This is a genomic window from Paenibacillus sp. ClWae2A (assembly GCF_032452295.1).
Taxonomy (GTDB): Bacteria; Bacillota; Bacilli; order Paenibacillales; family Paenibacillaceae; genus Paenibacillus.
Genome location: NZ_JAULSQ010000001.1, coordinates 275,048 through 301,116 on the forward strand (window position 1 = coordinate 275,048; position 26,069 = coordinate 301,116).

Sequence of the window (26,069 nt, forward strand, 5' to 3'; positions counted from 1 at the left end):
TAAACTCAGGAGATGATGTGAATGGGACGACAAAAGGGAAAACGAACTTCAATCACCGCCTTAACTCTGGCGTTAATGATGTTATCTCCAATGTCAGTACTGGCCGCACCAGCTACGAGTAACAACAGCGATCTGACGTATGAACCAACCAAGAAAATAGTAGCGGAGAAAGCCAAATTACTGACCGAGAAGCATGGATTAACTAGCCTGCAATATGCCCTAATTGATGGTGGAGAGATTGTGGTGTCCGGTCAGACAGGCAAGAATGATCTAAAGGACAAGGTCCCGCTTACTTCAAATACCATCTATGGCATAGGATCAACTAGCAAAATGGTGCTTACAGCGGCTGTGATGAAGCTTGTTGACGAGGGAAAGATGGATTTGGATCTGCCTGTTGTTAACTATTTACCTGATTTTAAGATGAAAGATCATCGCTACACACAAATCACACCGCGCATGCTGTTGAATCATTCTTCCGGCCTGCTGGGCAGTACTGGCAGCAATGCTACATTGTACGGAGATAATGATACGTATTCACATGATACGTTTCTGGAGCAAATGGCGAACCAAAACCTGAAGGCAGATCCCGGCGCATACTCGGTGTATAGTAATGACGGTTTTACGTTAGCCGAAATTATGGTTGAACGAGTTAGCGGCATGAGTTTTACAGCTTTTATACACCAATATTTTACGGAACCTTTAGACATGAAACATACCAAAACACCACAGGATGTGGTTGATCCGGCAGACATGGCGGGAATCTATTCTCCTTTGGTTGAGGGTCAGCTTCCACAAGAGAATTATAATGTTATCGCTACTGGAGGCATTTATTCCACCGCTGAAGATCTTGCGAAGTTTTCACAAATCTTCACGGGAGAGGTCCAAGGCATTCTTACCGATAAGTCTGTAGAAGCCATGGCGCAAGAAGAGTACAAAAAAGGCATGTGGCCAGAGGATGGCGATACGTCTATATCTTACGGTTTAGGGTGGGATAGTGTAAATCTGTACCCATTCAGTGAATACGGTATCAAGGCAGTAACAAAAGGTGGAGATACCATATCGTATCACTCATCATTAGTCGTACTGCCGGAATATAATCTGGCTGCAGCCGTTACCTCATCAGGTGGGACAAGTGCCAAAGATCAGTTCATTGCGAGTGAATTATTACTCAGCGCACTTGAGGAAAAGGGCATCATTACAGAACGGAAGCCGGAAAAATCGTTTGGTGTGCCTGTGAAGGCAGATATCCCTAAAGAAATAGCCACGAATGCAGGTATATATGGCGGCAATAATTCGGTTAAGAAGATCGAAATGAATACTGCTGGGCAAATGACTGTATCCACACCCTCAGCTCCAAGTGATCCGGCTCAAAAATACACCTATACAGCAGATGATACTTTTGTTAACGATGAAGGCACGGAAAAGTTGAAATTCGTTAAGGAGAAGAATGGAAGGACTTATCTGTGGTATCGATCTTATATATCCTTGCCAGGACTTGGACAATTGGCTTTCTCCGAATATAAAATGGAGAAGCTGGAAGCCAATGAATTATCCCAGGATATTACGGCCTCATGGGAGCAGCGTGAAGGTAAAAAATATTACCTGGTGAATGAGAAATATACATCAACAGTTTATCTCCATTCGTCACCAATTCTCCCGATTCATACGGATAAATTGATTCCAGGGTATGTGTCCAATATTAAGATTATTGGAGCAAACGAAGCAGTCACTGAGCTACAGATCCCTGGTATGGCTGGACGAGATACAATGGGAATTTATTTCTCCAAAAAGAACGGAGTAGAGTACATTACAGCGGCAGGTAGCGTATACGCCAGTGAGGAATTTGTACATCCACTCTATTCGGGCAAACAATCTGTAACAACGATCCAGGCAGACGGTTATGCCAAATGGTTTTCGGTACCCGCAACGGTGAAGGGAAAAGTCATGACGGTGGAAATGCCTGCAAATGGCGCCTTTGCTGTATATGATCAGAATGGTGTTTGTATTAATCACACTGTGGTCAGCGGTAAGAATGAGGTTGTTTTACCAGAGAACGGCAGCATTGTCTTTGCAGGTGAGGTTGGTTCCAAGTTCGAAATTTCGTTGAAATAGACGAATTCTAGTAAGGTAGCATGTTTAACGAAACTAAGAAGGCAGCCGATCAAAGTAATCGGCTGCCTTTGTTATATGGGAGCAGCGGGACTTGTTTATGGAATTATGCAAAGAAGAAGATATATTTATAGTAGAACAGAGTGATTTCAACCAATGAGGTAGCATGATTTAGAATTCTTCGCTCTTGCTCAACTGAAGAATTATTCTTTTTTAGGAGAGTGGAAACGATGCCTACGATATTAGTTGCTGACGACGATGCGAACATTCGCAAACTTGTCTGTTTATTTTTGCGCAACGACGGATTTACAACCATCAACGCCGTAGACGGAAAGGAAGCCCTGGGTATCTATACCTCCACGCCAGTCGATTTGGTTATTCTTGATATTATGATGCCAGTCATGGACGGTTGGGCATTATGCGAGGAACTTCGAAGAGCCAATCCGGGTCTTCCGTTACTAATGTTGACGGCAAGAAACGAGACCTGGGAGAAAGTACAAGCATTTCAGCTGGGGACAGATGACTATATGACGAAGCCATTCGATCCGCTTGAGTTGATGGCTCGCGTCAAGGCACTGTTGAAACGATACCGTATAGGTTTAATGCAGACCATCCAGTTAGGCAACGTCATCCTGAACCGGCAGACTTATAAGGTCATGAGGGGTACAGAGTCGTTCACCTTGCCGCTTAAGGAGTTCGAATTATTGTATAAGCTTGCTGGATTACCGGGACAAGTCTATACGCGGGAACAATTAATCCAGCAAGTTTGGGGGATTAATTATACTGGCGATGATCGAACGATAGACGTGCATATTAAACGTCTACGCGAACGTTTTGCTGATATCTCCGATTTTCGTATCGAAACGGTGCGGGGACTTGGCTACCGGCTAGAGGTGCAGGAGTGACCGGCTCCCTCTATACACGTGTAGTCCTGACCTTTCTGGTCTCCGTGATCGGGGGCACAATCCTTTCTTTTCTTGCTACAACCTGGATATTTCAAGATAAATTAAACGAAAACTTACAAGGCTCCTTGCTTGACTTTGGCCAGGATATCGTACGCATCTACGAGACATTGCCTCTACGCGAAGCAGAAATGTTTATAAGTGAAATGAAACAACTCAACTCTTACCACATTCGAATCTATAAAGCAACGGGTCAGTTTCAATCCTATGGAGAACTTAAAGGACAACATCCTTTCCTAGTGACTACAGAACAAGTGAAGAAAGTGCTGGATGGGGAAAGGGTCCAAGTTAATGGGATCGATACGTTCTTCTTGGGATTGCCGATAAAAACTGAAATGGGAAGCATGGCAATGTTTGTAGAGCCCCTCACTTCCTCTTCCACCTCATTTCTTATCAAGTTTGTTGTAACCTTTTTGATTTGTTCGTTGTTAGCAGGAAGCCTATTGATACTAATTGCGGCTATTTTTCTGGTAAGACCGATCAAAAAATTGACAGAAGCGACCCGGCTCATAGCTGCCGGAGATTTCAATGTCAAGCTTAATATTAAACAAAAGGGTGAGATAGGTACTCTGGCTCGTAGTTTCGAAGAAATGATGCACGATCTAAAGCAGCTTGAGCAGATGCGCAGGGAATTCGTAGCAAACGTGTCCCATGAAGTTCAGTCTCCGCTCACTTCCATTTCCGGTTTTGCTATAGCGCTCAAGCAGGTAGACCTCCCGGATGACGAAAGAAGCGATTATCTCGATATTATCATCACTGAAACTGCACGAATGTCCAAAATAAGTGATAGTCTGCTAAAGCTGAGTTTGCTTGAATCTCAATCATTGCAAATGCGGATCGCCACGCTCAGTCTGGATGAACAGATCAGACAAGTAATCGTCGCTATTCAACCCCAATGGTCGGCCCGTAAAATTCAGTTCGATCTTGATTTGCAGCCCACCAAAATCACGGCCGATCATGACCAGTTAAATCAGGTGTGGATCAATATCTTCGGCAATGCCATCAAATTTTCCGAAGATGGTGCCCGAATTAGCATCAGGATCAAACAGAATATCAAGAACGTGACGATCCGCATATCGGATTCGGGTATTGGGATTCTCCCGGAAGACCAAAAGCGTATATTTGACCGCTTCTTTAAAGCTGATCGTTCCCACAGTCAGAAATATGAAGGAAGCGGTATGGGACTAGCTATTGTAAAGCAGATCGTCTCGCTTCATCAAGGGGACATCCGGGTGGAGAGCGAATATGGACGAGGAACGACATTCATAGTCATCTTGCCAATCACAACACCCACAGAGTGATTGGATTTCATGCCTTCACTAGGTTATGACACCCTGTATAAACCTCCTTGCGTATGATGATGCAAACTTTTTTTGCCTGTTCATCCTCCGTTCATGCTGTAGTCATTAGGGGGACATCTTGGTTTGTTATATTGTCTTTAGCGCCCACGTTAAGGGGGCTTAACACAATGATGAAGACAGGAGTAGATGCAAGAATGAAACCAAGAGAGGTAACAAAACTGAAGATGAGTGTGAGGAGAGCAAGAAAGAGAAATACTATAGCTGCTGTGACTCTCATGCTGACGATACTTGCCCCAATGTCTGCAATGGCCGCACCGGCTCCCATGAACAACAGCAACCTTACGTATGAGACAACAAAGAAAGCCGTGATCGAAAAAGCCAAATTACTGACCGAGACATATGGTACGACGAGTCTGCAATATGCGCTCATCGATGGTGGAGAGATTGTGGTGTCCGGTCAGACGGGCAAGAACGATATAAACGACAAGGTACCTCTTACTTCGAACACGATCTATGGCATTGGTTCAACCAGTAAAATGATGCTTACAGCTTCAGTGATGAAGCTGGTTGACGAAGGCAAGATCGATCTGGATGTGCCTGTTGTGAACTATATGCCTGATTTTACAATGAAAGATAATCGATACAAACAGATTACACCCCGTATGTTGCTGAATCATTCCTCTGGTCTTCTAGGCACCTCAACCAGCAATGCCACATTGTACGGAGATAATGACACGTATTCACATGATACGTTGCTCGATCAATTGGCGAATCAAAACCTGAAAGCAGATCCCGGCGCATACTCCGTCTACAGCAACGATGGCTTTTCGTTAGCCGAGATTATGGTTGAAAGAGTGAGCGGCCTCGATTATACCGCATTTATACACAAGTATTTTACGGAGCCTTTGGATATGAACCATACCAAAACACCACAGGATGTGGTTGATCCGGCAGACATGGCGGGAATCTTTTCCCCTTTTTATGAGGGACCACTTCCAAAAGAGAATTACAATATCATCGGTACTGGAGGTCTGTATTCCACCGCTGAAGATCTGGTCAAATTTTCAAGAATCTTCACGGGAGAGGTTAATGGTATTCTTTCCAGTAAGTCTGTAGAAGCTATGGCACAAGAAGAGTATAAAAGAGGCATGTGGCCAGAGGATAGCGATACGCTGATGTCTTACGGGTTGGGGTGGGATAGTGTGAACTTGTTTCCATTCAACGAATACGGCATTAAGGCCGTTATGAAAGGTGGAGATACTTTATCTTATCAGTCCTCATTAGTGGTACTCCCGGAATATAACATGGCTGCAGCCGTTATCTCTTCAGGCGGGTCAAGCTTAACCAATAATTTCATTGCGAATGAATTATTACTCAGCGCACTTGAGGAAAAGGATATCATTACAGAACGGAAGCCAGAAAAATCATTTGGCGTACCTGTGAAGGCAAATATGCCTAAAGGAATATCCAAGTATGCAGGTATATATGGCGGCAATAATTCGGTTATGAAGATCAAAATAAATAAGGCTGGACAAATGACTGTATCTTCACTTACTGCTCCGAGTAATCCGGCTCAAGAATACACATATACAGCAGATGGTACTTTTGTTAATAACGAAGGTACAGACAAGTTGAAATTCGTTGTGGAGAAAAATGGGAAAACCTACTTGTGGTCACGATCTTATATATCCGTTCCAGGACTCGGACAGCTGGCTTTCTCAGAATATAATGGGGAGAAGCTTGCAACTAATAAATTATCCAAGGAGATTAACGCCGCATGGGCAAAGCGCGATGGTAAAAAATATTATCTGGTGAATGAGAAATACACATCCATGGTCTATCTCAATGCTTCATCGATCCTGCCTATCCATATGAATAAAGAGAATCCAGGGTATATGTCCAATCATAAGATTATTGGAGCAAACGAAGCAGCCAATCTTTTGCAGATTCCGGGTACTGCCGGACGTGATACGATGGACATTCAATTTTCTAAAAAGAACGGTGGAGAGTATCTTACAGCCTTAGGTTATGTATACGCCAGTGAGGAACAGGTAAAACCTATCTATTCGGGTAAAAAATCCGCAACAACCATTCAAGCAGATGGATATGCCAAATGGTTTTCGGTACCAGCGACTGCGAAAGGGAAAGTCATGACAGTGAAGATGCCTGCAAAGGGAGCCTTTGCTGTCTATGATCAGACCGGAATTTGTATTAGTCACAGCGTAGTCAGCGGTAGGAATGATGTTGTTTTACCAGAAAACGGCCGTATTGTATTTGCAGGTGATGTTGGCTCCAAATTCGAAATTTCATTAAAAAAATAAATTGAATGGATTTCCAAACGGCTGAACACCAAACGAACTCAACAGGAGAGAACCATCATGATGAAAAAAATATTAATCATTTTGCTCAAAATATTCGGAGCTATAGTTATCGCTTTTGCATTATTTATTGCCACTGTTTATATTGTTAATGTATTTAGCAACAAATCAGAGGAAGGGAAAATAAAACCCTATGGCCAGTTTGTAGCGGTTGACGGGAAAAACATGAATGTGTTGATTCAAGGAAAAGGCGAAGAAACGGTCGTATTACTTCCCGGATATGGAACACCAGCCCCAGCCCTTGATTTTAAACCGCTAATTGATGAGCTATCACCATTTTACAAAGTCGTTGTCATTGAGCCTTTCGGTTATGGCTTAAGTGATGTAACTGAAAAAGAGCGTACCACTGAAAATATGGTTAGTGAAATTCATGAAGCGTTACAGCAGCTTAATATTCATCGTTACACGCTCATGGGTCACTCCATTTCAGGAATTTACGGACTGGACTATGTGAACAAATATCCAAACGAAGTAACTGCCTTTGTCGGGATTGATAGCAGCGTTCCAACGCAGGGAGGTAACAATGATCCATTTCCAACCGAAACGTACAAACTGCTTAAAAAATCAGGATTCTACCGATTGTTAATGAAACTGGCCCCTGATCAACTGGTTGCACCCGACGTTGATGATGAAACCAGAGAACAAATTAGAATACTTTCACTCAAAAATATGTTTAATCCGAACAACCTGAATGAAGGCGAAAACTTTGGTCCTAATTTCAAAGCTGCCGAGAACTTGTCCTTCCCCAAAGATCTTCCTGTGATTTTCTTCTTACAGGCGAATGATACCGAAACGGAAGGCTGGATTCCATTGCATGAAGAGCAGGTCAAAGATTCTGTGCATGGAAAAGTGATGACATTCGAGGGAGAACATTATTTGCATCACACCCGATCCAAAGAAATGGTTCAAGAATATAGAAAGTTTATGAGTGAGATAAAATAGTGTCGCCAACAAAAGAAGCCGCGAAATCGCGGCTTTTTTCTGTTGAGGAGATGGTGAACATACATACTTTGTTATCTATTGGAAAATTTAGGTTGACACTTCTTTTTGTCGCGTATACAATCGTATACATGAATGTGTTGTATACATATGTATACACGTTATGGAGGTGGCACAAATGAGAGATCTTCCTATCGAAGAGATAGATGGAAGTGTACGTCAAGGTGAGCATCCGAGACGTGATATGAGTGACAATGAGCAACGTGGTGAACGTTCCAGACGTGGCAGAGGTCATGGTGAACATGAGGGAAAACGGGGCCGTGGTGCGCAGACATTCCGTCGCGGCCGAATTCTTGTGTTTTTGGAACAAATGCAGAATCGGAGAACAACGCTTGTCCGACAACTTGGACAGGAGGAGTACGAACATATTCGCCCAATAATCAGTGGGGAGTTAAAAGCTATTGATCAGGTCATCGACGAGTATATCCATCTTTTCGAGCTGCAAAATGAAGATGTAAGCCCCAATAAGGATCTGGAGAGTGAGAGTGAATAAGTATGATTCGTCGTTTTTTTTCGTATTATCGTCCCTATAAAAAACTGTTTTTGATTGATTTTGGATGTGCTGTACTTGCAGGTCTTCTGGAGCTGGCTTTCCCCCTTGCCGTCAGCAAATTCATTAATGAATTGTTGCCAGGTCAGGATTGGCCTCTTATTTTGCTTGCCTGTGTTGTGTTGTTATCCATCTATGCACTTAATACTGTATTGAACTATGTAGTTACATACTGGGGACATATGCTGGGCATTAACATTGAGACCAACATGCGTGAGAAGATGTTCGCTCACTTGCAGAAGCTGTCCTTTCGGTTCTTTGATAATCGTAAAACAGGCCACTTAATTGGTCATCTTACGAATGATCTGAACGACATCGGCGAGGTTGCTCACCATGGACCTGAAGATGTATTCATCGCAGTAATGACATTAATCGGATCTTTCTGGCTGATGGCTAATATTAATCTTGAGCTTGCGTTGCTTACCTTTATCATTATCCCAATCATGGCTTGGGTCATTATCGTATTTGGTGGGCGGATGACAAAGACCTATCGGCGACTTTTTGGAGACGTCGGCAATTTCAATGCACGCATTGAAGATAACGTCGGTGGCATGCGTGTTGTGCAATCGTTCGCCAACGAAGAACATGAGAAAGAACTTTTCGCGGTGGACAATCAGAATTTCCGTAAAACCAAACTGCTTGCCTACAAAACGATGGCAAAAAGTATCTCGGTCAGTTATATGATGATGCGACTGGTTACGGTGTTTGTCATGATCAGTGGGGCCTGGTTTTATATCGATGGCAGAATCAATATGGGTGACTTTATGGCCTTCTTGCTTCTATCAAATATCTTCTTCCGCCCGATTGAGAAAATCAATGCCGTCATAGAAAGTTATCCAAAGGGCATTGCTGGTTTCAAGCGTTATCTGGAGATCATTGATACGGAACCTGAAATTGCGGATAGCAAAAACGCCGTTGAATTCGAAAGTGTGAAGGGTGATATTCGCTTTGAGAACGTCTCGTTCGGATATGAATCCAGTCGGCGTATTCTGAGTGATATCAGTCTGTCTGTTCGACCAGGCGAAACGGTTGCTTTTGTGGGACCTTCTGGTGCAGGCAAGACGACGATCTGCAGCCTGCTGCCCCGATTCTATGAGGTAGAAGAGGGACGCATCACTGTAGATGGCGTCGATATTCGTAACGTTAAGCTACAATCCTTGCGCAAGCATATCGGAATCGTTCAGCAGGATGTATTCTTGTTCTCGGGAACCATTAAGGAGAATATTGCTTATGGTGATCTGAGTGCAACGGATGAACAAATCTGGGATGCAGCCCGCCGTGCCTCATTGGAGGAACTGATTCTCACGTTACCTGATGGCATGGATACCATTATTGGTGAACGTGGTGTTAAACTGTCGGGAGGACAAAAACAGCGTTTGTCTATCGCACGTATGTTTTTGAAAAATCCGCCTATTCTTATTCTGGATGAGGCAACCTCTGCTCTGGATACGGAAACAGAAGCACTGATCCAGCAATCACTCGCTGAATTGTCGGTGGGTAGAACAACACTTGTGATTGCGCATAGACTGACGACCATCAAGAATGCAGATCGAATCATTGTAGTGAACACAGATGGCATCGCTGAACAGGGTAACCATGAGGAATTGGTCGCCGCTGGAGGGATATACAGCCGTCTTCATCAGGTGCAATATAGTCACTCTTAATCCATATAAGTTGATCAAAAAATATTTACACTCGTCACTCCGATGACAGAACAACCTTCCGATCGCTGTTATCCCCAGATTTTTTGATTCCTTCTAGAAAGGGGGAATCCGGGGATAGCGTATGCTTCCGATGTAGCTTTCTTGCAGAAAGCTTTTAGGCGAACGCTCCGCTTCTTCAGGTTCTTTCTGTCCTCTCCGTTTTGTGTAAATGTTTAGTTCAATTTATATAGAAACTCAAGTAGGTGACTAAGTATCTGGATAAAGTATCTAAATGAAATAAACCTTGCCGCGCATATGCGCGGCTTTTTGGTTTGACTTAAAAATGAAGTTACCAAATGCCAATGAAAAGATAATGTTGACAACGTCCACTAACGTGATTATTATAATGTTGACAATGTCCACTAAAAAGGAGGGTTTGACATCGACTCTCAGTACATAAATCCAGATATCCTGGCTGACATGCGACGTTTTAACCGTTTTTATACCAACATACTTGGTGTACTCGACAAGCATATTCTTGGAACAGGGTATTCGTTTGCAGAAGTACGGGTCATTATTGAGATTGGAATTCGGGGAGAGAGCATTGCGAACAATCTGGTGGATACACTGACCATTGATCGCAGTTACATGAGTCGAATCGTGAACAAGCTGTCTAAGGAAGGTCTGCTGGTGAAAGTGGATTCTGCTGCCGATAGCCGGGTCAGTTTGATTCGTCTGACAGCCAAGGGTGAGGAACTATATGCCCAATTGAATGATCGATCCGATCAACAGATCCTGAAATTAATGCAAGACCTCAATGAAGAAGAGATTCAAGAGGTATACACCTCCATGATGAACATACAAGAGAAGTTGAACAAGAAGGCAGGAGAGACAACACGATGATACGATTTGAATGTGATTATAACGAAGGTGCTCATGAACGCATTTTACAAAGACTGATGGAAACCAATATGGAACAAACGAGCGGTTATGGCACGGATGGACACTGCGAACGTGCGAGTATGCTTATTCGTCAGGCCTGTGACAATGAGCAAGCTGATGTTCATTTCTTGGTTGGCGGTACACAGACGAATACAACAGTGATTGCGTCTATTTTGCGACCGCATCAAGGTGTGATTGCTGCCAGCTCCGGACATATTGCAGTTCATGAGACAGGGGCTATTGAAGCAACGGGCCATAAGGTGCTCACAGTTCCCAGCGAGGATGGAAAGATCACGCCTGAGCAGGTTAGGGCAGTATATGATGCACACATGAATGAGTCGTCACCGGAACATTGTGTGCAACCAGGTATGGTCTACATATCCCAACCAACGGAGAACGGAACGATGTACAGCAAGGCAGAACTGCAAGCATTGCATACAGTGAGCAGAGCATGTGGTCTTCCATTTTTCGTGGATGGAGCACGTCTTGGATATGCACTCGCCTCCCGTGATTGCGATATGACACTTGCTGATCTTGCACGCTTGTGTGATGTATTTTACATCGGCGGAACTAAGATTGGCGCATTGATGGGAGAAGCGGTCGTTATCCTGAATGATTCGCTCAAACGGGATTTTCGTTATATGATCAAACAAAAAGGTGGCCTGCTCGCAAAGGGCAGATTACTGGGTATCCAATTTGAAACGTTGTTCGAAGATGGTCTGTATCTCGATATTTCCCGTCATGCCGTGGATATGGCCTTGAGAATTCATGATTCACTCGAACAGCAGGGAGTACGTTTCCTGTACGATTCACCAACCAACCAGCAGTTTCCGATTCTGCCTGATCGTTTGCTTGAGAAATTACGCAGCGGTTATACCTTCTCCTTCTGGGAAAAGGTTGACGATACACACAGTGCGGTGCGGTTTTGTACCAGTTGGGCAACTCAGCAGGAAAATGTGGATGCACTCACTCGTGATATCACTCAATTATTGCACGAAGAGATCCAGATGTTACAACGCATCGAAGCATTGGTCTAACTTTAATTTTAAAAACAAAAGTGAACAGTTTCGACTTACTGCTTGTTTGAATCGAATTATGTAAATGCTGATACTGAAAAAGGGACAATCCGTCGTGGTTGTCCTTTTTTGTATTCGCTAATCTTGGAATGGTGATAGACAACCAGGGAAGGGATCGCTGTTTCCATTGCACCGTTATGGTGGGAATGGCGTTTAATCAGGTCACTCAATTCCTGTTTTGGTTGAAATAATTCTTCGGTCATATTATCGTACAGAACCAAAAGGGGGCCTGAGAGGATCAGGCAATCAATTAAGACTTTTGATATACCGTTCGTAGCCCATAACTCGGCATACTAAGAGTATGTTAACAGAGCCAAGTTATTAAAGTTTATTCGAAAAGTTGGTGAGTAAGGTGATGAAGTGGTTATCAGACCATGTGAGGCAAATTTTGATTGACAGGCTGGAATCACAGATCAAGTTCGAAGAAAATTCCGTACATCGAGATATATACTTCACATGCTGGTTAGAGCTCGTTTCCGAAGAGGTGGAGACAACATCCTTTTACAGAACAAATTCAAAGAGAATGTGAACTGCTTTGAATGATTGGAGTGAATTGACACTTCTCTTATATTAAAGTTATTATAGATATATTAGATCCTTAATTGAGAAGGAGATTATATTCTATGAATAACGGACAGTCATTCGGTCAAACGAACGAATCGTGGAGTGGTCATTCTGCCCCTTTTGCAGCGTTACAGGAAACACCTATCTTATCCTTGCTCCAGCCATCCCAAGGTGAACGTATTCTTGATGTGGGTTGTGGCAATGGGGATCTGACAGCCAAAATTGCCGCCGCAGGAGCGCTGACAACAGGCATTGATTTTTCAGAGGAGACGATTAGGCAAGCTAAACAGAAATACCCTGATATGAATATTCAAGTCGGAAATGCCTGTCATTATCGGACAGAAGAACCGTTTGATGCGGTCTTCTCTCATGCCGTTCTGCATTGGATAAAGGATGCTCCAGCTGTAGTACAATCCATACAGTTAGCGCTCAAGACGGGCGGACGATTCGTAGCTGAGTTTGCTGGAAGTGGCAACACGGCTATATTAATAACAGCGGTACGGCAAGAACTGGATGCCCGTGGATACAAATGGGAAGGTCGGAATCCATGGTATCACCCTACCATTGGCGAATATGCTAATCTACTGGAGCAACACGGATTTCGAGTTAGTCTGGCCCAGCACGTTGACCAATTTCCCCTGTTCAAGCCGGGTGCCAGAACGTGGTTGACCAGCTTCGCGGAGTATTTATTCAGTGGTATCACACCTGCGGAACAGGATGTTATTATGGAAGCAGTTGAGAAAAAAGTACAGCCACAACTGATGCGGGATGGACAGTGGTATCTGGACAGAAGCCGACTGCGAGTCGTAGCTATTAAGGAATAGGGGAATACGGTATGAAAATGGACAAACCCAAGATTCAGGAGCAGTTGCTCGAACAGGAAACGATTGCATTCCTCGAATCCAAAGTTGAGTACAAACACAAACTGATCGAGAACATTACATTGGATCATCAGGAAGCGAGCAAGGTTTCCTTTGAAAATGTTGTATTTAGACATGTGACGATCTCGGAGTCTGCCTTGGAACAATTTGAATTCACCGATGTCCGGTTCGAACACTGCGACTTCTCCAATGTCAATCTCTCTGGTGCCTTCATGCACCGAATCGAGTGGCATAACTGCAAGTTTGTCGGAACTGATTTTTCTAATAGTCGATTGCAAAATGTCAGTTTCCTTCATGGTCTAGGCGACTATAGCAATTTCCGTTTTGCCCACCTGAAACAGCTCTCCTTCTCGGAATGTACCCTGATTGGTGCAGACTTTGCCTATCTGGCACTGCAAAAAATGGAGTTCAGTCAATGTAACATCGACCAAGCTTCCTTAACGGGGACTAAAATGAAGGATTTGGATCTTAGCGATTGCCAATTTGACTCCTTGGTGCTGACCATGGAAGATCTCAACGGTTGTGTGATTTCACCACATCAAGCCGCCACATTTGTAGGATTAATGGGTTTAATTATTAAATAAACAGAATGATCATAATATCAGGGTTGCCAAGATAGTGGAAGTGTGTATAATTGGAGACACATTAGAATAAAAACAGGTTTTCTAGGGTTCCGCGATGTATGTGTCGGTCTGGTCCGAGAGAAAACCCGCAACCTGTTGGTTGTGCCACGGAGGGATAAAAGCCTGGGAGATGAACTGCTACATGCAGTTTGTTTCCCGGGCTTTTTTTGTTTTTTCGCTAACCCTATGGGTTGTACAAAAAATGTAGAAGAGAAGGAGTGTTTCAGGTATGAATAAAACGTGGATGTCGGTTGTGATTGCTGCGGTGTTTGAAGTGGGTTGGGTCATTGGATTAAAACATGCCAGTGGTCTGCTGGAATGGGGGCTTACACTGGTTGCGATTATGATCAGTTTCAGCTTAATGATTGCAGCTTCGCGGACACTGCCCGTGGGAACTGTGTACGCAGTATTCGTTGGCCTTGGTACCGCAGGTACAGTGCTTGCAGAGATTGTATTGTTTAATGCACCTGTCCAGACCGGAAAAATGATACTCATTGGTGTCCTTTTACTCGGCGTAATTGGTCTTAAAATGCTAAGTAAAGAGAACAATAAGGAGGTGCAGCTATAATGAACTGGGTATTTCTTATCTTGGCAGGTGTATTTGAGATGATTGGTGTGCTGATGATAAACAAGTTGCACAAAGACCGTAATCTCATTTCACTGGTTCTATTGGTAGCCGGGTTTGGTTTAAGTTTCATGTTTCTGTCCATTGCAATGGAAACTCTTCCGATGGGGACAGCATATGCCGTATGGACGGGAATCGGAGCCTCCGGTGGTGCAATTCTGGGCATGGTGTTTTATGGAGAACCTCGGAATGCACTAAGAATTCTGTTTATCGCTATGGTGCTCGGATCGGCAGTCGGACTCAAATTGGTTAGTTAAATAAGTGGAATTAAAAAGATAATGTACAAATTACGTTTTTAATGGTATCCTTATACGTTACGTGTGAAATAAAAGATGCGTCTTATTGATAGATGTGCGTAAATGAAGGAGACAACATGACATTTAAGGACTTGAATATTATCCCCTCTATTATGGAAGGGTTAAGCAAAGCAAACTATACTAATCCTACCCCTATACAGGAACAGGCCATTCCAGCTGTATTAGCTGGTAGAGATCTGCTGGGATGTGCACAGACAGGAACAGGCAAGACGGCAGCATTTTCGGTGCCGATCATTCAATTATTAAGCGAAAGATCCAAAGGTCAAGGATCAAAGTCCGCACGACATATTCGCTCATTAATTTTGACACCAACACGAGAACTGGCTATTCAGATCGCGGATAACATCAAGGTATATAGCCGGTATACGGACATTCGTTGTACGGCAATCGTTGGCGGTGTTTCGCAAAAAGTGCAAGAGCGTGCGCTGAATCAAGGTGCAGATATTATTATCGCAACACCTGGCAGATTGAATGATCTGATTAACCAGAAACGTATTGATCTGAAGATGGTTGAGATTCTCGTTCTGGATGAAGCAGACCGGATGTTGGACATGGGCTTCATTCATGATGTGAAAAGAATCATAGCCAAGATGCCGAACAAAAAACAAACGCTGTTCTTCTCAGCTACGATGCCTCCTGAAATCACCAAAATGGTTAAAACGTTGCTGGTTGATCCAGTCAAAGTAGAAATCACACCGGTATCTTCAACAGTAGACCGCATCGAGCAGTCTATATATTTGCTGGAGAACGGCAAGAAGCAGCATATGTTGAACCAGATTTTAGAGGATAAATCCATCGTCACGGCATTGGTGTTCACACGCACGAAGCGCGGCGCTGACCGGGTTACACGTGATTTGGCCAAAGTGAATGTTACAGCGCAGGCTATTCACGGCAACAAGTCTCAGAACGAGCGACAACGGGCACTGAACAACTTCAAGAGTGGGGCAACACGTGTATTAGTTGCGACGGATATCGCAGCAAGAGGAATTGATGTGGAGGAACTGTCACATGTCATTAACTTTAACCTGCCTAACATTCCGGAAACGTATGTTCACCGTATTGGACGTACAGGTCGAGCTGGGAAAAGCGGGATGGCGATCTCGTTCTGTGAGAAAGATGAACTTCCATTCCTGAAGGATATCGAGAAAGTTATCAAAAAGACGATCCCTGAAGTAAAAGGTCATCCGTATCCAATGACAGGTGTACCTGTGTTTGATAAAACCAGCAAAGCATCAGGTAGTAAACCTTCGTTCAACAAATCGGCTGCAGGCAAACCGGCGAAGTCCAAAGCTAACCCGGCACGCAAGCCCAAATCCGAATGGTTTGCCAAGAGTGGTAAATCAAACAGTAGTCGTTCAAACGACGGTAGACCCAATAGCAGTAGATCAAACAGCAGTAGCAGTAAATCGAACCATGGCTCATTCAGCCGCAGCAACAAAACTAGGAATGATAGAGCCAATTAAGACCTAAATAAATTCAGCTAAAACCTTCTCCATTCATTTGGAGGAGGTTTTATTATGTGCTTTTATGTGCAACAAGCTTATTTACATACGAACTTACATTCGGTATCATTATATCGTCCATTGGTGAAAGGGAGGTAATGACTTGAAGGATATGATGATTAAATACAGTTTGGAGAAAAAAGGTGCGACCAAGGATTATCCATTTGGGCCTGATCCAGTCGCGATTAAGGTTGCGGGTAAGATGTTCGCGCTTATTTTTGAAAACAAAGAAAAAAACTGTCGCTTAAACTTAAAATGTGATCCCATTATTGCAGAGAACCTGAGAGAGCAACATGAAGCAGTTCAACCAGGATATCATATGAACAAAAAACACTGGAATACCATTACGCTGGATGGTTCCTTGTCCGATGAGGATGTTTACGTCATGATCGATCATTCTTATGATATGGTTATCAAATCCCTTCCAAAAAGCGTTCGGGAATCTCTTGTCGAATGAGGAGAACGTATACCACTTTCTCTACACCTCATTCATCATGTTATTGAGACTTAAGAGGTAGGTGAAAAGGCTAATGGTCTGCTTCTCTAACAGAATGAATATCCTATGAAAATGAAGACATATTTGAAATCTATTTGGTTCCATTACCTTGGAAATAAACAAGATCGAACGGCCTTGTTTAATGTGGCATCCCTTGTTATCAATGCTGTAACAGGGATAGGCAAGTTAATCCTGGGCATATATCTGCTTTCGGGATGGTTCATTACGAATGCCGTATATTATCTGATCCTCTGTGTGGCGAAAGGCCAAGTGCTCCATAAATATACAGTTACCAAGAGGATGGAGTCTCCCGAAGAAAGATATAGATTGGAGCTTACGGTATATAAGCGCGGAGGTCTGTTTCTGTGTCTACTGGGCGCATCCTATTCGATGGTCTGCCTTCGAATGTATCTAATCGGCGATGCCTTCATATATGAGGGTATCATCGTGTATATCGTATCTACAGTTGCTTTTACCAAGCTGGCTTTTGCCGTGTATGGCACCTGGGCTAACCGTCATCTCCATAACCCGATTACATCTACATTGAAAATGATTAACTTCACCGATGCGATGGTATCCATCGTGGTGACCCAAGCGACATTACTTACCATGCAAGGCTCACCTCTTGCCTTAAAAACCAGTAGCTTGTTTGGCATGGGGTGCAGCGTTTTATTTTGTTTATTGGGGGTCTGGATGATGTTCCACAAAAAGAAGGAAACAAGCGCGGATCCAAACCGATCTCTTGGTACTGAATGCGAACTTTGAAGCATCAATGGCAGGGGAAGGTAAGTTTGGTCCACGTTTGAGCATGTTGATCAATACATATCGAATGAATTGCACATGACGGAATAGACGAGTGTCATCTATACTTAAGTGACAACGTAAGGAGTATTGGCGATCAATTAAAGGAGTGATATCTTTGGATCAACAACAACAACTGGCAATGGTACAACGTATGCGTCAAAATGTCGTCGGTACAGGTGCAGCTCTTCAACCCAGTTCCACATATGCTGTCACATTAAAAGAAGTCATGATTCCTACGACGAAAGGTGATACGCGTGTACTCGTGTATACACCCGATAGGGATCATTCCGCTCCTCTGCCGGCCTTCTTCAATATGCATGGGGGTGGCTTCATCTTAGGACAAGCAGAGATGGATGATCCATGGTGTCGCCTGATCGCTGATCGATCTGATTGTGTGGTCGTTAATATCGATTACAGTCTTGCACCAGAGCACAAGTTCCCAACGGCGGTCCATGAATGTTACGACGTTGTACAGTGGGTCCACACCAATCCGCAATCCTTATCGGTTAACCCGTCTCTATTCGCTATTGGGGGGCATAGTGCTGGTGGTAATCTTGCTGCAGCAGTGTGTTTGCTGAACCAGCAACGTGGTAGCGAGCTGCCGATTGTTCTACAAGTTATGGATTATGCCGTGTTGGATGTGGCTACAGATCCTGCCGAGAAACCGAGTTTTGAAGAAGCCATTCCAGCCGATATCGCAAGAACGTTCAATGCCATGTACCTTGAAACGCTAGAAGATGCGCAAGACCCGTTGGCTTCACCTGTGCTCGCAACATCATTAGAGGGTCTTCCAGAAGCATTGATTATTACCGCGGAGAAAGATTCACTTGCCCAAGAAGCAAGAACATATGCAGCAAGCCTGGAAGCAAGCGGTGTGAAGGTGACACTTAAGGAGTACGAGGGAGCCGCTCATGGATTTACGCATTTTGGCGATCTCGAGATGGCTGAGGATGCCTGGTACCTGATGAGTGACAAGATCAGAGAAGTATTTTCCAAATAACGTGCATCACAATGACGCTTAGAAGGAATATGTTTACCTTAAAGTCGCCTAATGGCGGCTTTTTTTGGTTCATTAGTGTGTTTGCTTCGATGGCTTGTTGAAACCAGGCTTCTGAGCTTGCAGATGTGTTAATAAACTAGATCAGGAGCCTTCTTGAGATTATAACGATATCGTTAAGGGTAAGAGTTGTTAAATTAGAGGAAATAATGACCAATACCAGGAGGTTTATTATGAACCAATATAACAGTCCATCCGATATCGCGATTCTTGGCATGGGAACGGCTCTACCTGTTCACCCCGTTGCGCAGTCAGATATTGCAGAGCTGATCACTTCTTCTCTTCAGGATCGGCCAGATTTGGCCCGGTTTGCCAGGCGAATATTCAAGTCCTGTGGTGTTGAAACTCGATATACCGTGGAACCGAGCTATCTAGGTTCACTGGAAGAATGCCGTTATCTGCCCTCTGGTGAGCGATCAGACGTCCCGACAACTGAAGAACGTATGAATACATACAAGCGAGAGGCGCTTCCGCTCGGGATTGAGGCGGCAGAGAAAGCCCTGGAGGATTCAGGCGTATCTCCAAAGAGCATCACACATATCATCACGGTCAGCTGTACCGGTCAATATCTGCCGGGTCTGGATGTTATGCTCATCCGTCATTTGGGTTTGTCTGCCCGTGTTAATCGACTGCCGCTGATCTTTCAGGGGTGTGCTGCAGGGTTGAAAGCCATTCAGATGGCACGAGATGTCGTGCAGGGTGCTCCGGCATCACAGGTGCTTGTTGTCTGTGTAGAGTTGTGCACCATTCATTTTCAGCCCGTACAAGATAGGGAATCGCTGTTTGCAGCTTCATTCTTTGGAGACGCTGCTTCTTCTTGTGTGGTGGGCACACCAGAACCTCAGCACAAGAATGTTCTGAGTCTGGGAACGGGTTATTCTGTACTTCTTCCGGATTCGACTGAAGATATGACGTGGGAGGTGGGGAATCTGGGGTATGACCTGTATCTATCCCCTCGTATTCCGAAGCTGTTAGGTGTTCATCTGGAAAAGGAGTTGCGTCTGTTATTGCAAAGTGAACAGCTTCCAGAACTGTGGGCCATTCATCCGGGAGGACGCGGGATTGTTGACTCTGTACAGAATGTAATGAAGCTGAGAGACGAGCAAACGAAGTATAGCAGGGATGTCCTCAGAACGTATGGTAACTTATCCTCTAATACCATTCTGTTTGTACTGAACGCGATGCGTGAGGACATGAAGGCACAGGTTCAATCCTCCACAGATGGTGTAGCCATGGCATTTGGACCGGGACTCACCGCAGAGCTGATGAAATTCACTTATGTACCCTCATTATCTTCAGTGATGGAGGAGCACGATCATGTCCTTTTTTAGAACATTGTCCATCCGAGCCAAGGAAGATGAACTGATGGATGACTTCTCTCTGGGAGGGGAGGAGTTGCGTGAAGCGCTTAGACATCTGAGACGTCTTAACAAAATATTTGCAGCACCTGGCCCAACTCTGGCTGGTGTAGAGAAGTTATGGAACTCTGTCGGAAGGCCGGATAAGCTGACTCTTCTGGATGTGGGGGCAGGTTCAGGGGATGTGAACCAGAAACTACTGCAATGGGCGGATCGTCAGGGCATTCATTTGGAGATTACGCTGGTCGATCTGACGGAAGAGGCGTGTGAGGAAGCAAGACAACTATTCCGTGACGAACCCCGAGTCAGGGTACAACGTGCCGATCTTACACAACTGCCGGATGCTTCCGCAGATATCGTGACAGGTTCCCAGTTTGTGCATCATTTTGACGGAGATCAGTTGGTTGATATGGTTTCTCATATGCTGCGAGCATCGAGATATGGTGTCGTCATTAATGATATTCACCGCCATCCGGTATCCTATAAAGCGGTCTGGATTACAACACGAATGATCTCGCGCAATCGGTATATTCGTCATGATGGGCCACTATCTGTAGCCAAAGGCTTCACAGGGAGAGATTGGAAGGAACTTAAACAACGTCTCAATCATGATACGATGACCTATGAATGGAAGCCATTATTCCGTTACTCTGTTGTTATTCCCACGAAAGGCAGGTGAACTTACGTGTCGAAATCGATAGATGTGATTGTCATCGGAGCCGGGATTGCCGGTAGTACGTGTGCAATGCAACTGGCAGGGAAAGGTCATCGGACCCTTTTGCTGGATCGTCAGGAGTTCCCGCGGCACAAAACCTGCGGTGAGTTCATGTCACCCGAAACCAAGGAGATGTTAGAAGTTCTGGACATTCACCTTCTGGACCAGTCGAAGAAACCCAGCACCATGGATCATGCCAAAATCGTTATGCCACAAGGCGGAGTGATCGAAGCACCGCTTCCGGGATTCGCATATGGCATAAGTCGATATGAGCTGGACCAGATTTTGCATCAGAAGGCTCTGGACGCCGGAGCCCAGATTGTGACCAAAGCGACCATAACGAGCATCGAGCAGCATAAGGATGCCAGTTATGAGGTCCAGGTGAAACAGGGAGATGAGCGAATCAGTTACAGAGCCAAAGCCGTTATCGGAGCACATGGGACCAAAAAGCCGCGCGGGATGGCTTCCGCACCTGATCTGCGGGACCAAACCGTATATGTTGGCGTTAAGTCCCACTTCAGCGGAATTGAGATTCCCGCACGGGTAGAGTTATATTTTTGCGAGGGTGGCTACGTGGGCATTTCCCCGATTGAGGATGGCATTGTGAATGTCGCCGCATTGTTGACACTAGATACCGTCCAGGGAAGTGGCAAGTCTGTAAACGATATTTTACAGGCGGCATCCCTGACGAACGTGAGTTTGGCAGCCCGTTTAGCCGAAGGAAAGCCTGTAGATGGAACGCAAGTGTCGATTGCGCCGCTACATCTGTCCAATGTTCCTGAACCGTGGTCCCAATATCCGCATATTGGGGATGCTATGCTAATGATACCTCCCTTATGTGGAGACGGAATGTCCATTGCCCTTCGCTCCTCACTCCTGTGTGCAAGGTGGACTGACAAGTACCTTCAAGGCGACATTGAACATGCCGATTGGCAGAGTAATTACACGCTGGAAGCAAGCCGGGAATTCACCCAATTGCTCAGACGCGCAAGAAGAATTCAAAAGCTGGCTTTTGCCAAATCCAATAAATTCTATCCTGGTCTGGCCCGGATGATCCCCGGTCTAGCCGCTTATGTCGTTAAGGCCACACGGTTATCCGAGATGAACGCAGCGCGCTGATAGGCTGAAATTGTGCTCAATACTTTTGCGAAAGAGGTTGCTGACGGCGGCCTCTTTTTTGGCGTACAATCATTAATTTTGTGAAGACAGTTTGGAAATTCGGGAAATGCTCGTATAATAGAATCTAATGTAATGATAGAGAGTTAATTCAGATGAAATGTCGGGAGGCACTATTTAAGATGAACTATTCATTTTCCAATCGTATCGCAGCACTGCAACCATCCATTATTCGTGAGATTCTGAAGGCTTCTTCGGGGCAAAATGTAATTCCATTCTCTGCGGGAAACCCCGCTCCGGAAACTTTTCCTATTGAGGCGATTCGCACATTCACTCAATCTATTCTGGAGCATGACCCGGTCACGGCTCTGCAATATGGGATTACGGAAGGATATGTTCCCCTCAGGGAAGCATTGACTCAACATTTGAAGACCGGTTTTGATACCGGTAAACCATCCGATCAATTGTTCATCGTATCTGGAGCACAGCAGGGGATTGAACTTGCCTGTAAAGTGTTCTGTAATGAAGGGGATACAATCATCTGTGAGAGTCCGAGCTTTATCGGTTCCCTGAACTCCTTCCGGGCATCCGGTGCAAAGCTTGCCGGTGTTCCGATGGAGATGGACGGTATGGATATCGAGAAGCTGGAACAGGCGCTGCAAACGGAGCCCAATGTGAAACTGATCTACGTGATCCCGAGTTTTCAGAATCCGACTGGTGTAACGACGAGTCTTGCAAAACGTAAGGCCATATACGAGCTGGCTAAGAAGTATGGCGTTATGATTTTGGAAGATAACCCGTACGGAGAGCTTCGATTCAATGGAGATGATGTACCAACCATCAAATCTATGGATGATGAGGGTCTGGTCATCTATGTTGGATCATTCTCTAAAATTTTGTCAGCAGGACTGCGCGTTGGTTTTGTACAAGCGCCACATGAAGTGGTGGAGAAGATGGTTGTTGCCAAACAGGGAGAAGATGTACATACGGCCATGCTTCCACAGATCCTGGCATACAAGTTCATGACAGAGTATGACTACGCAGGGCACATTAACAGTATTCGTGAGGTATATCGGAGAAAAGCAACATTGATGATGGACAAGCTGCAAGAACATATGGGTGAGTCCATTACCTATACCCAACCGGATGGTGGACTGTTCCTCTGGTGTGACCTGCCAGCACATGTGCCCATGCTTGATTATGCCAAGACAGCGGCAGCTCAAGGGGTTGCGGTTGTACCGGGAAATGCATTCCTGGTGAACGAGAAAGACCCTTGTAATGCCATCAGACTTAATTTCTCAACCCCGTCAGACGAACAGATTGTCAAGGGTGTAGAGATTTTGGGGCAGGTATTGAAAGGTTATAACGCTTAATATTATAAAAAACGCAATATATCCATGAGAAGTCGCCAATTGGCGGCTTCTTTTTCGCCTTTCTCAGCCTTAATTATCAATCAATGCACTTAATTCTGCCTGAAATACCTTTTGATTCTTCTGATTAAAAGTACTCAGCAGCACGGTAACTATCCCATTCCCTTTTCGTCTGGGAGTCAATCCAATGACTTCTGCAATGACATGAAGTTCATCATCCGGAAAGACAGGTTTCAGGAATTGAATGTTATTCATACCGGTGCCCGCAACGACATGCTCTCCATAGATGCCGACCTCAATCCATAATTTAAAGGAGATATTCATCGTTTGCATGCCAGAAGCAATTAAACTGCCAAAGCGGCCTTGCTTGGCCTTTTCCTCATCCAAATGCATGTACTGTGGATCATAGATTGTGGCAAACTCCATAATATCGCTCTTGGATAATGCCAAGGATGTGGTTTCGTAACGCTGACCTATTACATATTCACTAAATCTCATGAAGGCACCTCGGTTTCTTAAATATGTTTTTTCGTAGTTGATGTTTTGCTAAGAGACATGACTGGACTGACGTGTTAAAATGCTAGTGAACTATCCCGTGTGTATTGCTGTGTTACTGCCATAATGAACTAAACAGATGAAACTGTCTTTGAGGAGTATATATGATGACAACGATTAAAGATGTAGCCAAGATGGCTGGTGTAGCCAGTTCGACCGTATCTTGCGTACTCAACGATAAAGGGAATGTAAGTGAGCCGACAAGACTTCGAGTACTTGAGGCAGCAAGTCAGCTCAATTACGTTAGGCATGGTCCTGCATCGGAATTAAAACGAAATAGTACACAAACCATTGGTATTATTGTCCATGACATGTCCAGCCCGTATTTCTCGGATTTGGTGAATGGAATAGAAACCGTCGTTATGAGTCATGGATACGATATGATTGTATGTAGTTCGTTGGGTGGAGAGAAATCAACAGCTCATCGTTATATTCGAGAAAGAAGAATTGACGGAGCTATTGTTATCGCTCAGAATATTCAAGATCAGTTGCTGATTGAAGCATCTGAAGCAGGGTTTCCTATTGTTGTCATGGATCGGGATCTGGATGCTCAACATATTGTAAAGGTTTTGATGAGTGATACGCAAGGCGGGTACTTGGCTACCCGTTATCTGATCGATAAAGGGCATCGGACAATAGCTTATATTAGTGGCCCGTCACAATCGGAATGTAATCTCCATCGTTATCAAGGTTATTTGAAAGCCTTGAAGGAGGCAGGCATCGAAGAGAACCCCGAATGGAAAATTGGTGGACAATACATGAAGCAAGATGGTTACAATGCAGCCAAGAAACTGCTTGAAGGAGAGCTGCCATCCGCTGTATTTTTTGCAAATGATGAAATGGCGATCGGCGGCTTGGAAGCCTTCAGGGAGCATGATATCTCAATACCTGAGCAGTTATCCGTAATTGGCTTTGACAATATACCTGCATCTCAGTACATGAATCCACCTTTAACCACATTTCGTCAGCCAAAGAGGGATGCAGGCCAGCTTGCAGGTCATGTTCTCTTCCAACTGCTGAACGGAGAGATCGTAGAGACGTTATATACACTGGACATCCAATGCGTGGAACGTGATTCTGTTCGGCTCCTCAACCTGAGTTGAGGAGTTTTTTTTCATTCTATAAAATTTTAAATATTTAAAAAGAAAGGAGAGTAGCCATTTATGCATAATATAAAGACGAGGAGTTTTTCTGTGTTGGAAATAAATGGAGGTTGATACGATGGGCGTACCCACTTTTTTGGAGACAGGCCATATGCAAGAAGGTTTCCCAATTCGGGTAATTCATACAGGAAATCAGTTCAATTATGCTGCACACTGGCATGATGAGGTTGAACTGGTTCTCGTCAATGGTAAGATCGCCAGAATTGGCGTGAACGACCACGTGTGTGAGTTGGAAAAAGGGGATGTGCTGCTGATCAAACCAGGGGATGTGCACTGCTTTTTGCCGGGGACCGAACATTTGACCATTATCTTGTTCCGACTCGAATTGTTAACGGGGAGTTTCACGACCGAAGCTGAAATTCACGATCTCGGGCAACTTTTCAACAAAACAACAGTTATTCCCTCGAATACGGGAAGTCAGAGCAATCTGGCTCAATATATAGATGTCATCATTACCGAGAAGAAAAATCAAAAGCCGGGATACCGATGGTTAATGGTATCCAGATTGTATGATCTCATCATACTTTTATTGCGTACAAGAGTACCGGATACCACCGATGAATCATCATCTTCAGGATGGCCCTGTACTTCCTCCAAAAAATTTGAATTCCTTGAATCGGTTTGTGAATACCTGGAGGAGCACTATGCTGAACCGATCAAGCTAGAACAGGTTGCGGAACATATTAAATTCAGCAAGTTCCATGTCTGCAAGCTGTTCAAAGAGATCAAGGGAGTAACACTGATGGAATACTTGAATCATTTTCGAATTATCAAATCAGAGTGGGCCTTATTGTTCCGTCAGGATACGATTCTGGAGATTGCGATCGGACATGGATTCAACAATGTTAACTCCTATAATCGTCTTTTTAAAAAATATAATGACTGCACGCCCTCCGAATTTCGTAAGAAACATCGTACGAATATCACAAAATATGAAGGGTAATGCACAATATTTGTGGAGAA

At 44.4% G+C, this 26,069-nt stretch carries 24 protein-coding genes and 1 riboswitch; of the genes, 23 read left to right on the plus strand and 1 reads right to left on the minus strand.

Annotation, left to right across the window (positions count from 1 at the left end):
* Nucleotides 1–21 precede the first annotated feature (21 nt).
* The 21 genes from QVE09_RS01065 (at nucleotide 22) to QVE09_RS01165 (ending at nucleotide 23,391) form a co-directional block, all read left to right on the plus strand.
* Nucleotides 22–2,112 (plus strand): serine hydrolase domain-containing protein, encoded by a 2,091-nt coding sequence (locus tag QVE09_RS01065; RefSeq protein ID WP_315935275.1) that lies wholly within the window; start codon nucleotides 22–24, stop codon nucleotides 2,110–2,112.
* 227 nt (nucleotides 2,113–2,339) lie between these two features.
* Nucleotides 2,340–3,014, plus strand: a complete 675-nt coding sequence (locus QVE09_RS01070; RefSeq protein ID WP_315935276.1) for a response regulator transcription factor — start codon at nucleotides 2,340–2,342, stop codon at nucleotides 3,012–3,014.
* Nucleotides 3,011–4,372, plus strand: coding sequence for a sensor histidine kinase (locus QVE09_RS01075; RefSeq protein WP_315935277.1), 1,362 nt, complete (start codon nucleotides 3,011–3,013; stop codon nucleotides 4,370–4,372). The genes QVE09_RS01070 and QVE09_RS01075 overlap by 4 nt, the downstream gene beginning before the upstream one ends.
* A 194-nt stretch (nucleotides 4,373–4,566) precedes the next feature.
* Nucleotides 4,567–6,693: a serine hydrolase domain-containing protein gene (locus QVE09_RS01080; protein ID WP_315936071.1), complete on the plus strand. Its 2,127-nt coding sequence runs from the start codon at nucleotides 4,567–4,569 to the stop codon at nucleotides 6,691–6,693.
* Nucleotides 6,694–6,750: 57 nt separating this feature from the next.
* Nucleotides 6,751–7,692: an alpha/beta hydrolase gene (locus QVE09_RS01085; RefSeq protein ID WP_315935278.1), complete on the plus strand. Its 942-nt coding sequence runs from the start codon at nucleotides 6,751–6,753 to the stop codon at nucleotides 7,690–7,692.
* Between the two features lie 175 nt (nucleotides 7,693–7,867).
* A complete protein-coding gene (locus QVE09_RS01090; RefSeq protein WP_315935279.1) occupies nucleotides 7,868–8,242 on the plus strand; it encodes a hypothetical protein in 375 nt (124 codons plus the stop codon).
* Nucleotides 8,243–8,244: 2 nt separating this feature from the next.
* Nucleotides 8,245–9,963 carry an ABC transporter ATP-binding protein gene (locus QVE09_RS01095; protein WP_315935280.1) on the plus strand — a complete coding sequence of 573 codons (1,719 nt, stop codon included), beginning with the start codon at nucleotides 8,245–8,247 and terminating at the stop codon, nucleotides 9,961–9,963.
* A 459-nt stretch (nucleotides 9,964–10,422) separates the two neighbouring features.
* A complete protein-coding gene (locus QVE09_RS01100) occupies nucleotides 10,423–10,845 on the plus strand; it encodes a MarR family winged helix-turn-helix transcriptional regulator (protein WP_076327683.1) in 423 nt (140 codons plus the stop codon).
* Nucleotides 10,842–11,921: a threonine aldolase family protein gene (locus QVE09_RS01105; protein WP_315935281.1), complete on the plus strand. Its 1,080-nt coding sequence runs from the start codon at nucleotides 10,842–10,844 to the stop codon at nucleotides 11,919–11,921. The genes QVE09_RS01100 and QVE09_RS01105 overlap by 4 nt, the downstream gene beginning before the upstream one ends.
* Nucleotides 11,922–12,583: 662 nt before the next feature.
* A complete protein-coding gene (locus QVE09_RS01110) occupies nucleotides 12,584–13,348 on the plus strand; it encodes a methyltransferase domain-containing protein (protein WP_315935282.1) in 765 nt (254 codons plus the stop codon).
* A gap of 11 nt (nucleotides 13,349–13,359) precedes the next feature.
* Nucleotides 13,360–13,989, plus strand: coding sequence for a pentapeptide repeat-containing protein (locus tag QVE09_RS01115; RefSeq protein ID WP_315935283.1), 630 nt, complete (start codon nucleotides 13,360–13,362; stop codon nucleotides 13,987–13,989).
* Nucleotides 13,990–14,059: 70 nt separating this feature from the next.
* Nucleotides 14,060–14,160, plus strand: a riboswitch (guanidine-I (ykkC/yxkD leader).
* Between the two features lie 97 nt (nucleotides 14,161–14,257).
* Nucleotides 14,258–14,596, plus strand: a complete 339-nt coding sequence (locus QVE09_RS01120; RefSeq protein ID WP_315935284.1) for a DMT family transporter — start codon at nucleotides 14,258–14,260, stop codon at nucleotides 14,594–14,596.
* Nucleotides 14,596–14,910 (plus strand): DMT family transporter, encoded by a 315-nt coding sequence (locus QVE09_RS01125; protein WP_315935285.1) that lies wholly within the window; start codon nucleotides 14,596–14,598, stop codon nucleotides 14,908–14,910. The genes QVE09_RS01120 and QVE09_RS01125 overlap by 1 nt, the downstream gene beginning before the upstream one ends.
* Before the next feature lie 116 nt (nucleotides 14,911–15,026).
* Nucleotides 15,027–16,433: a DEAD/DEAH box helicase gene (locus QVE09_RS01130; protein WP_315935286.1), complete on the plus strand. Its 1,407-nt coding sequence runs from the start codon at nucleotides 15,027–15,029 to the stop codon at nucleotides 16,431–16,433.
* Between the two features lie 142 nt (nucleotides 16,434–16,575).
* Nucleotides 16,576–16,929 carry an MmcQ/YjbR family DNA-binding protein gene (locus QVE09_RS01135; protein WP_315935287.1) on the plus strand — a complete coding sequence of 118 codons (354 nt, stop codon included), beginning with the start codon at nucleotides 16,576–16,578 and terminating at the stop codon, nucleotides 16,927–16,929.
* Nucleotides 16,930–17,034: 105 nt separating this feature from the next.
* A complete protein-coding gene (locus QVE09_RS01140; RefSeq protein WP_315935288.1) occupies nucleotides 17,035–17,733 on the plus strand; it encodes a hypothetical protein in 699 nt (232 codons plus the stop codon).
* A gap of 154 nt (nucleotides 17,734–17,887) precedes the next feature.
* A complete protein-coding gene (locus tag QVE09_RS01145) occupies nucleotides 17,888–18,772 on the plus strand; it encodes an alpha/beta hydrolase (protein WP_397386986.1) in 885 nt (294 codons plus the stop codon).
* Between the two features lie 230 nt (nucleotides 18,773–19,002).
* Entirely contained in the window at nucleotides 19,003–20,160 is a 1,158-nt protein-coding gene (locus QVE09_RS01150; protein ID WP_315935290.1) for a type III polyketide synthase, read from the plus strand.
* Entirely contained in the window at nucleotides 20,147–20,866 is a 720-nt protein-coding gene (locus QVE09_RS01155; RefSeq protein WP_315935291.1) for a methyltransferase domain-containing protein, read from the plus strand. The genes QVE09_RS01150 and QVE09_RS01155 overlap by 14 nt, the downstream gene beginning before the upstream one ends.
* A gap of 6 nt (nucleotides 20,867–20,872) precedes the next feature.
* Complete coding sequence (locus QVE09_RS01160) at nucleotides 20,873–22,021, plus strand: NAD(P)/FAD-dependent oxidoreductase (protein ID WP_315935292.1); 1,149 nt, start codon at nucleotides 20,873–20,875, stop codon at nucleotides 22,019–22,021.
* A 179-nt stretch (nucleotides 22,022–22,200) separates the two neighbouring features.
* On the plus strand, nucleotides 22,201–23,391 hold the full coding sequence (locus QVE09_RS01165; RefSeq protein ID WP_315935293.1) for an aminotransferase-like domain-containing protein: 1,191 nt from the start codon (nucleotides 22,201–22,203) through the stop codon (nucleotides 23,389–23,391).
* Nucleotides 23,392–23,460: 69 nt separating this feature from the next.
* On the opposite strand, the gene QVE09_RS01170 is transcribed toward QVE09_RS01165, so the two are convergent.
* The gene (locus tag QVE09_RS01170) at nucleotides 23,461–23,886 is read right to left on the minus strand and encodes a MaoC family dehydratase (RefSeq protein ID WP_315935294.1); all 426 of its coding nucleotides are present in this window, start codon (nucleotides 23,884–23,886) and stop codon (nucleotides 23,461–23,463) included.
* 164 nt (nucleotides 23,887–24,050) lie between these two features.
* On the opposite strand from QVE09_RS01170, the gene QVE09_RS01175 reads away from it, so the two are divergent.
* Entirely contained in the window at nucleotides 24,051–25,046 is a 996-nt protein-coding gene (locus tag QVE09_RS01175; protein ID WP_237175773.1) for a LacI family DNA-binding transcriptional regulator, read from the plus strand.
* Between the two features lie 118 nt (nucleotides 25,047–25,164).
* Complete coding sequence (locus tag QVE09_RS01180; protein ID WP_315935295.1) at nucleotides 25,165–26,049, plus strand: AraC family transcriptional regulator; 885 nt, start codon at nucleotides 25,165–25,167, stop codon at nucleotides 26,047–26,049.
* Nucleotides 26,050–26,069 lie beyond the last annotated feature (20 nt).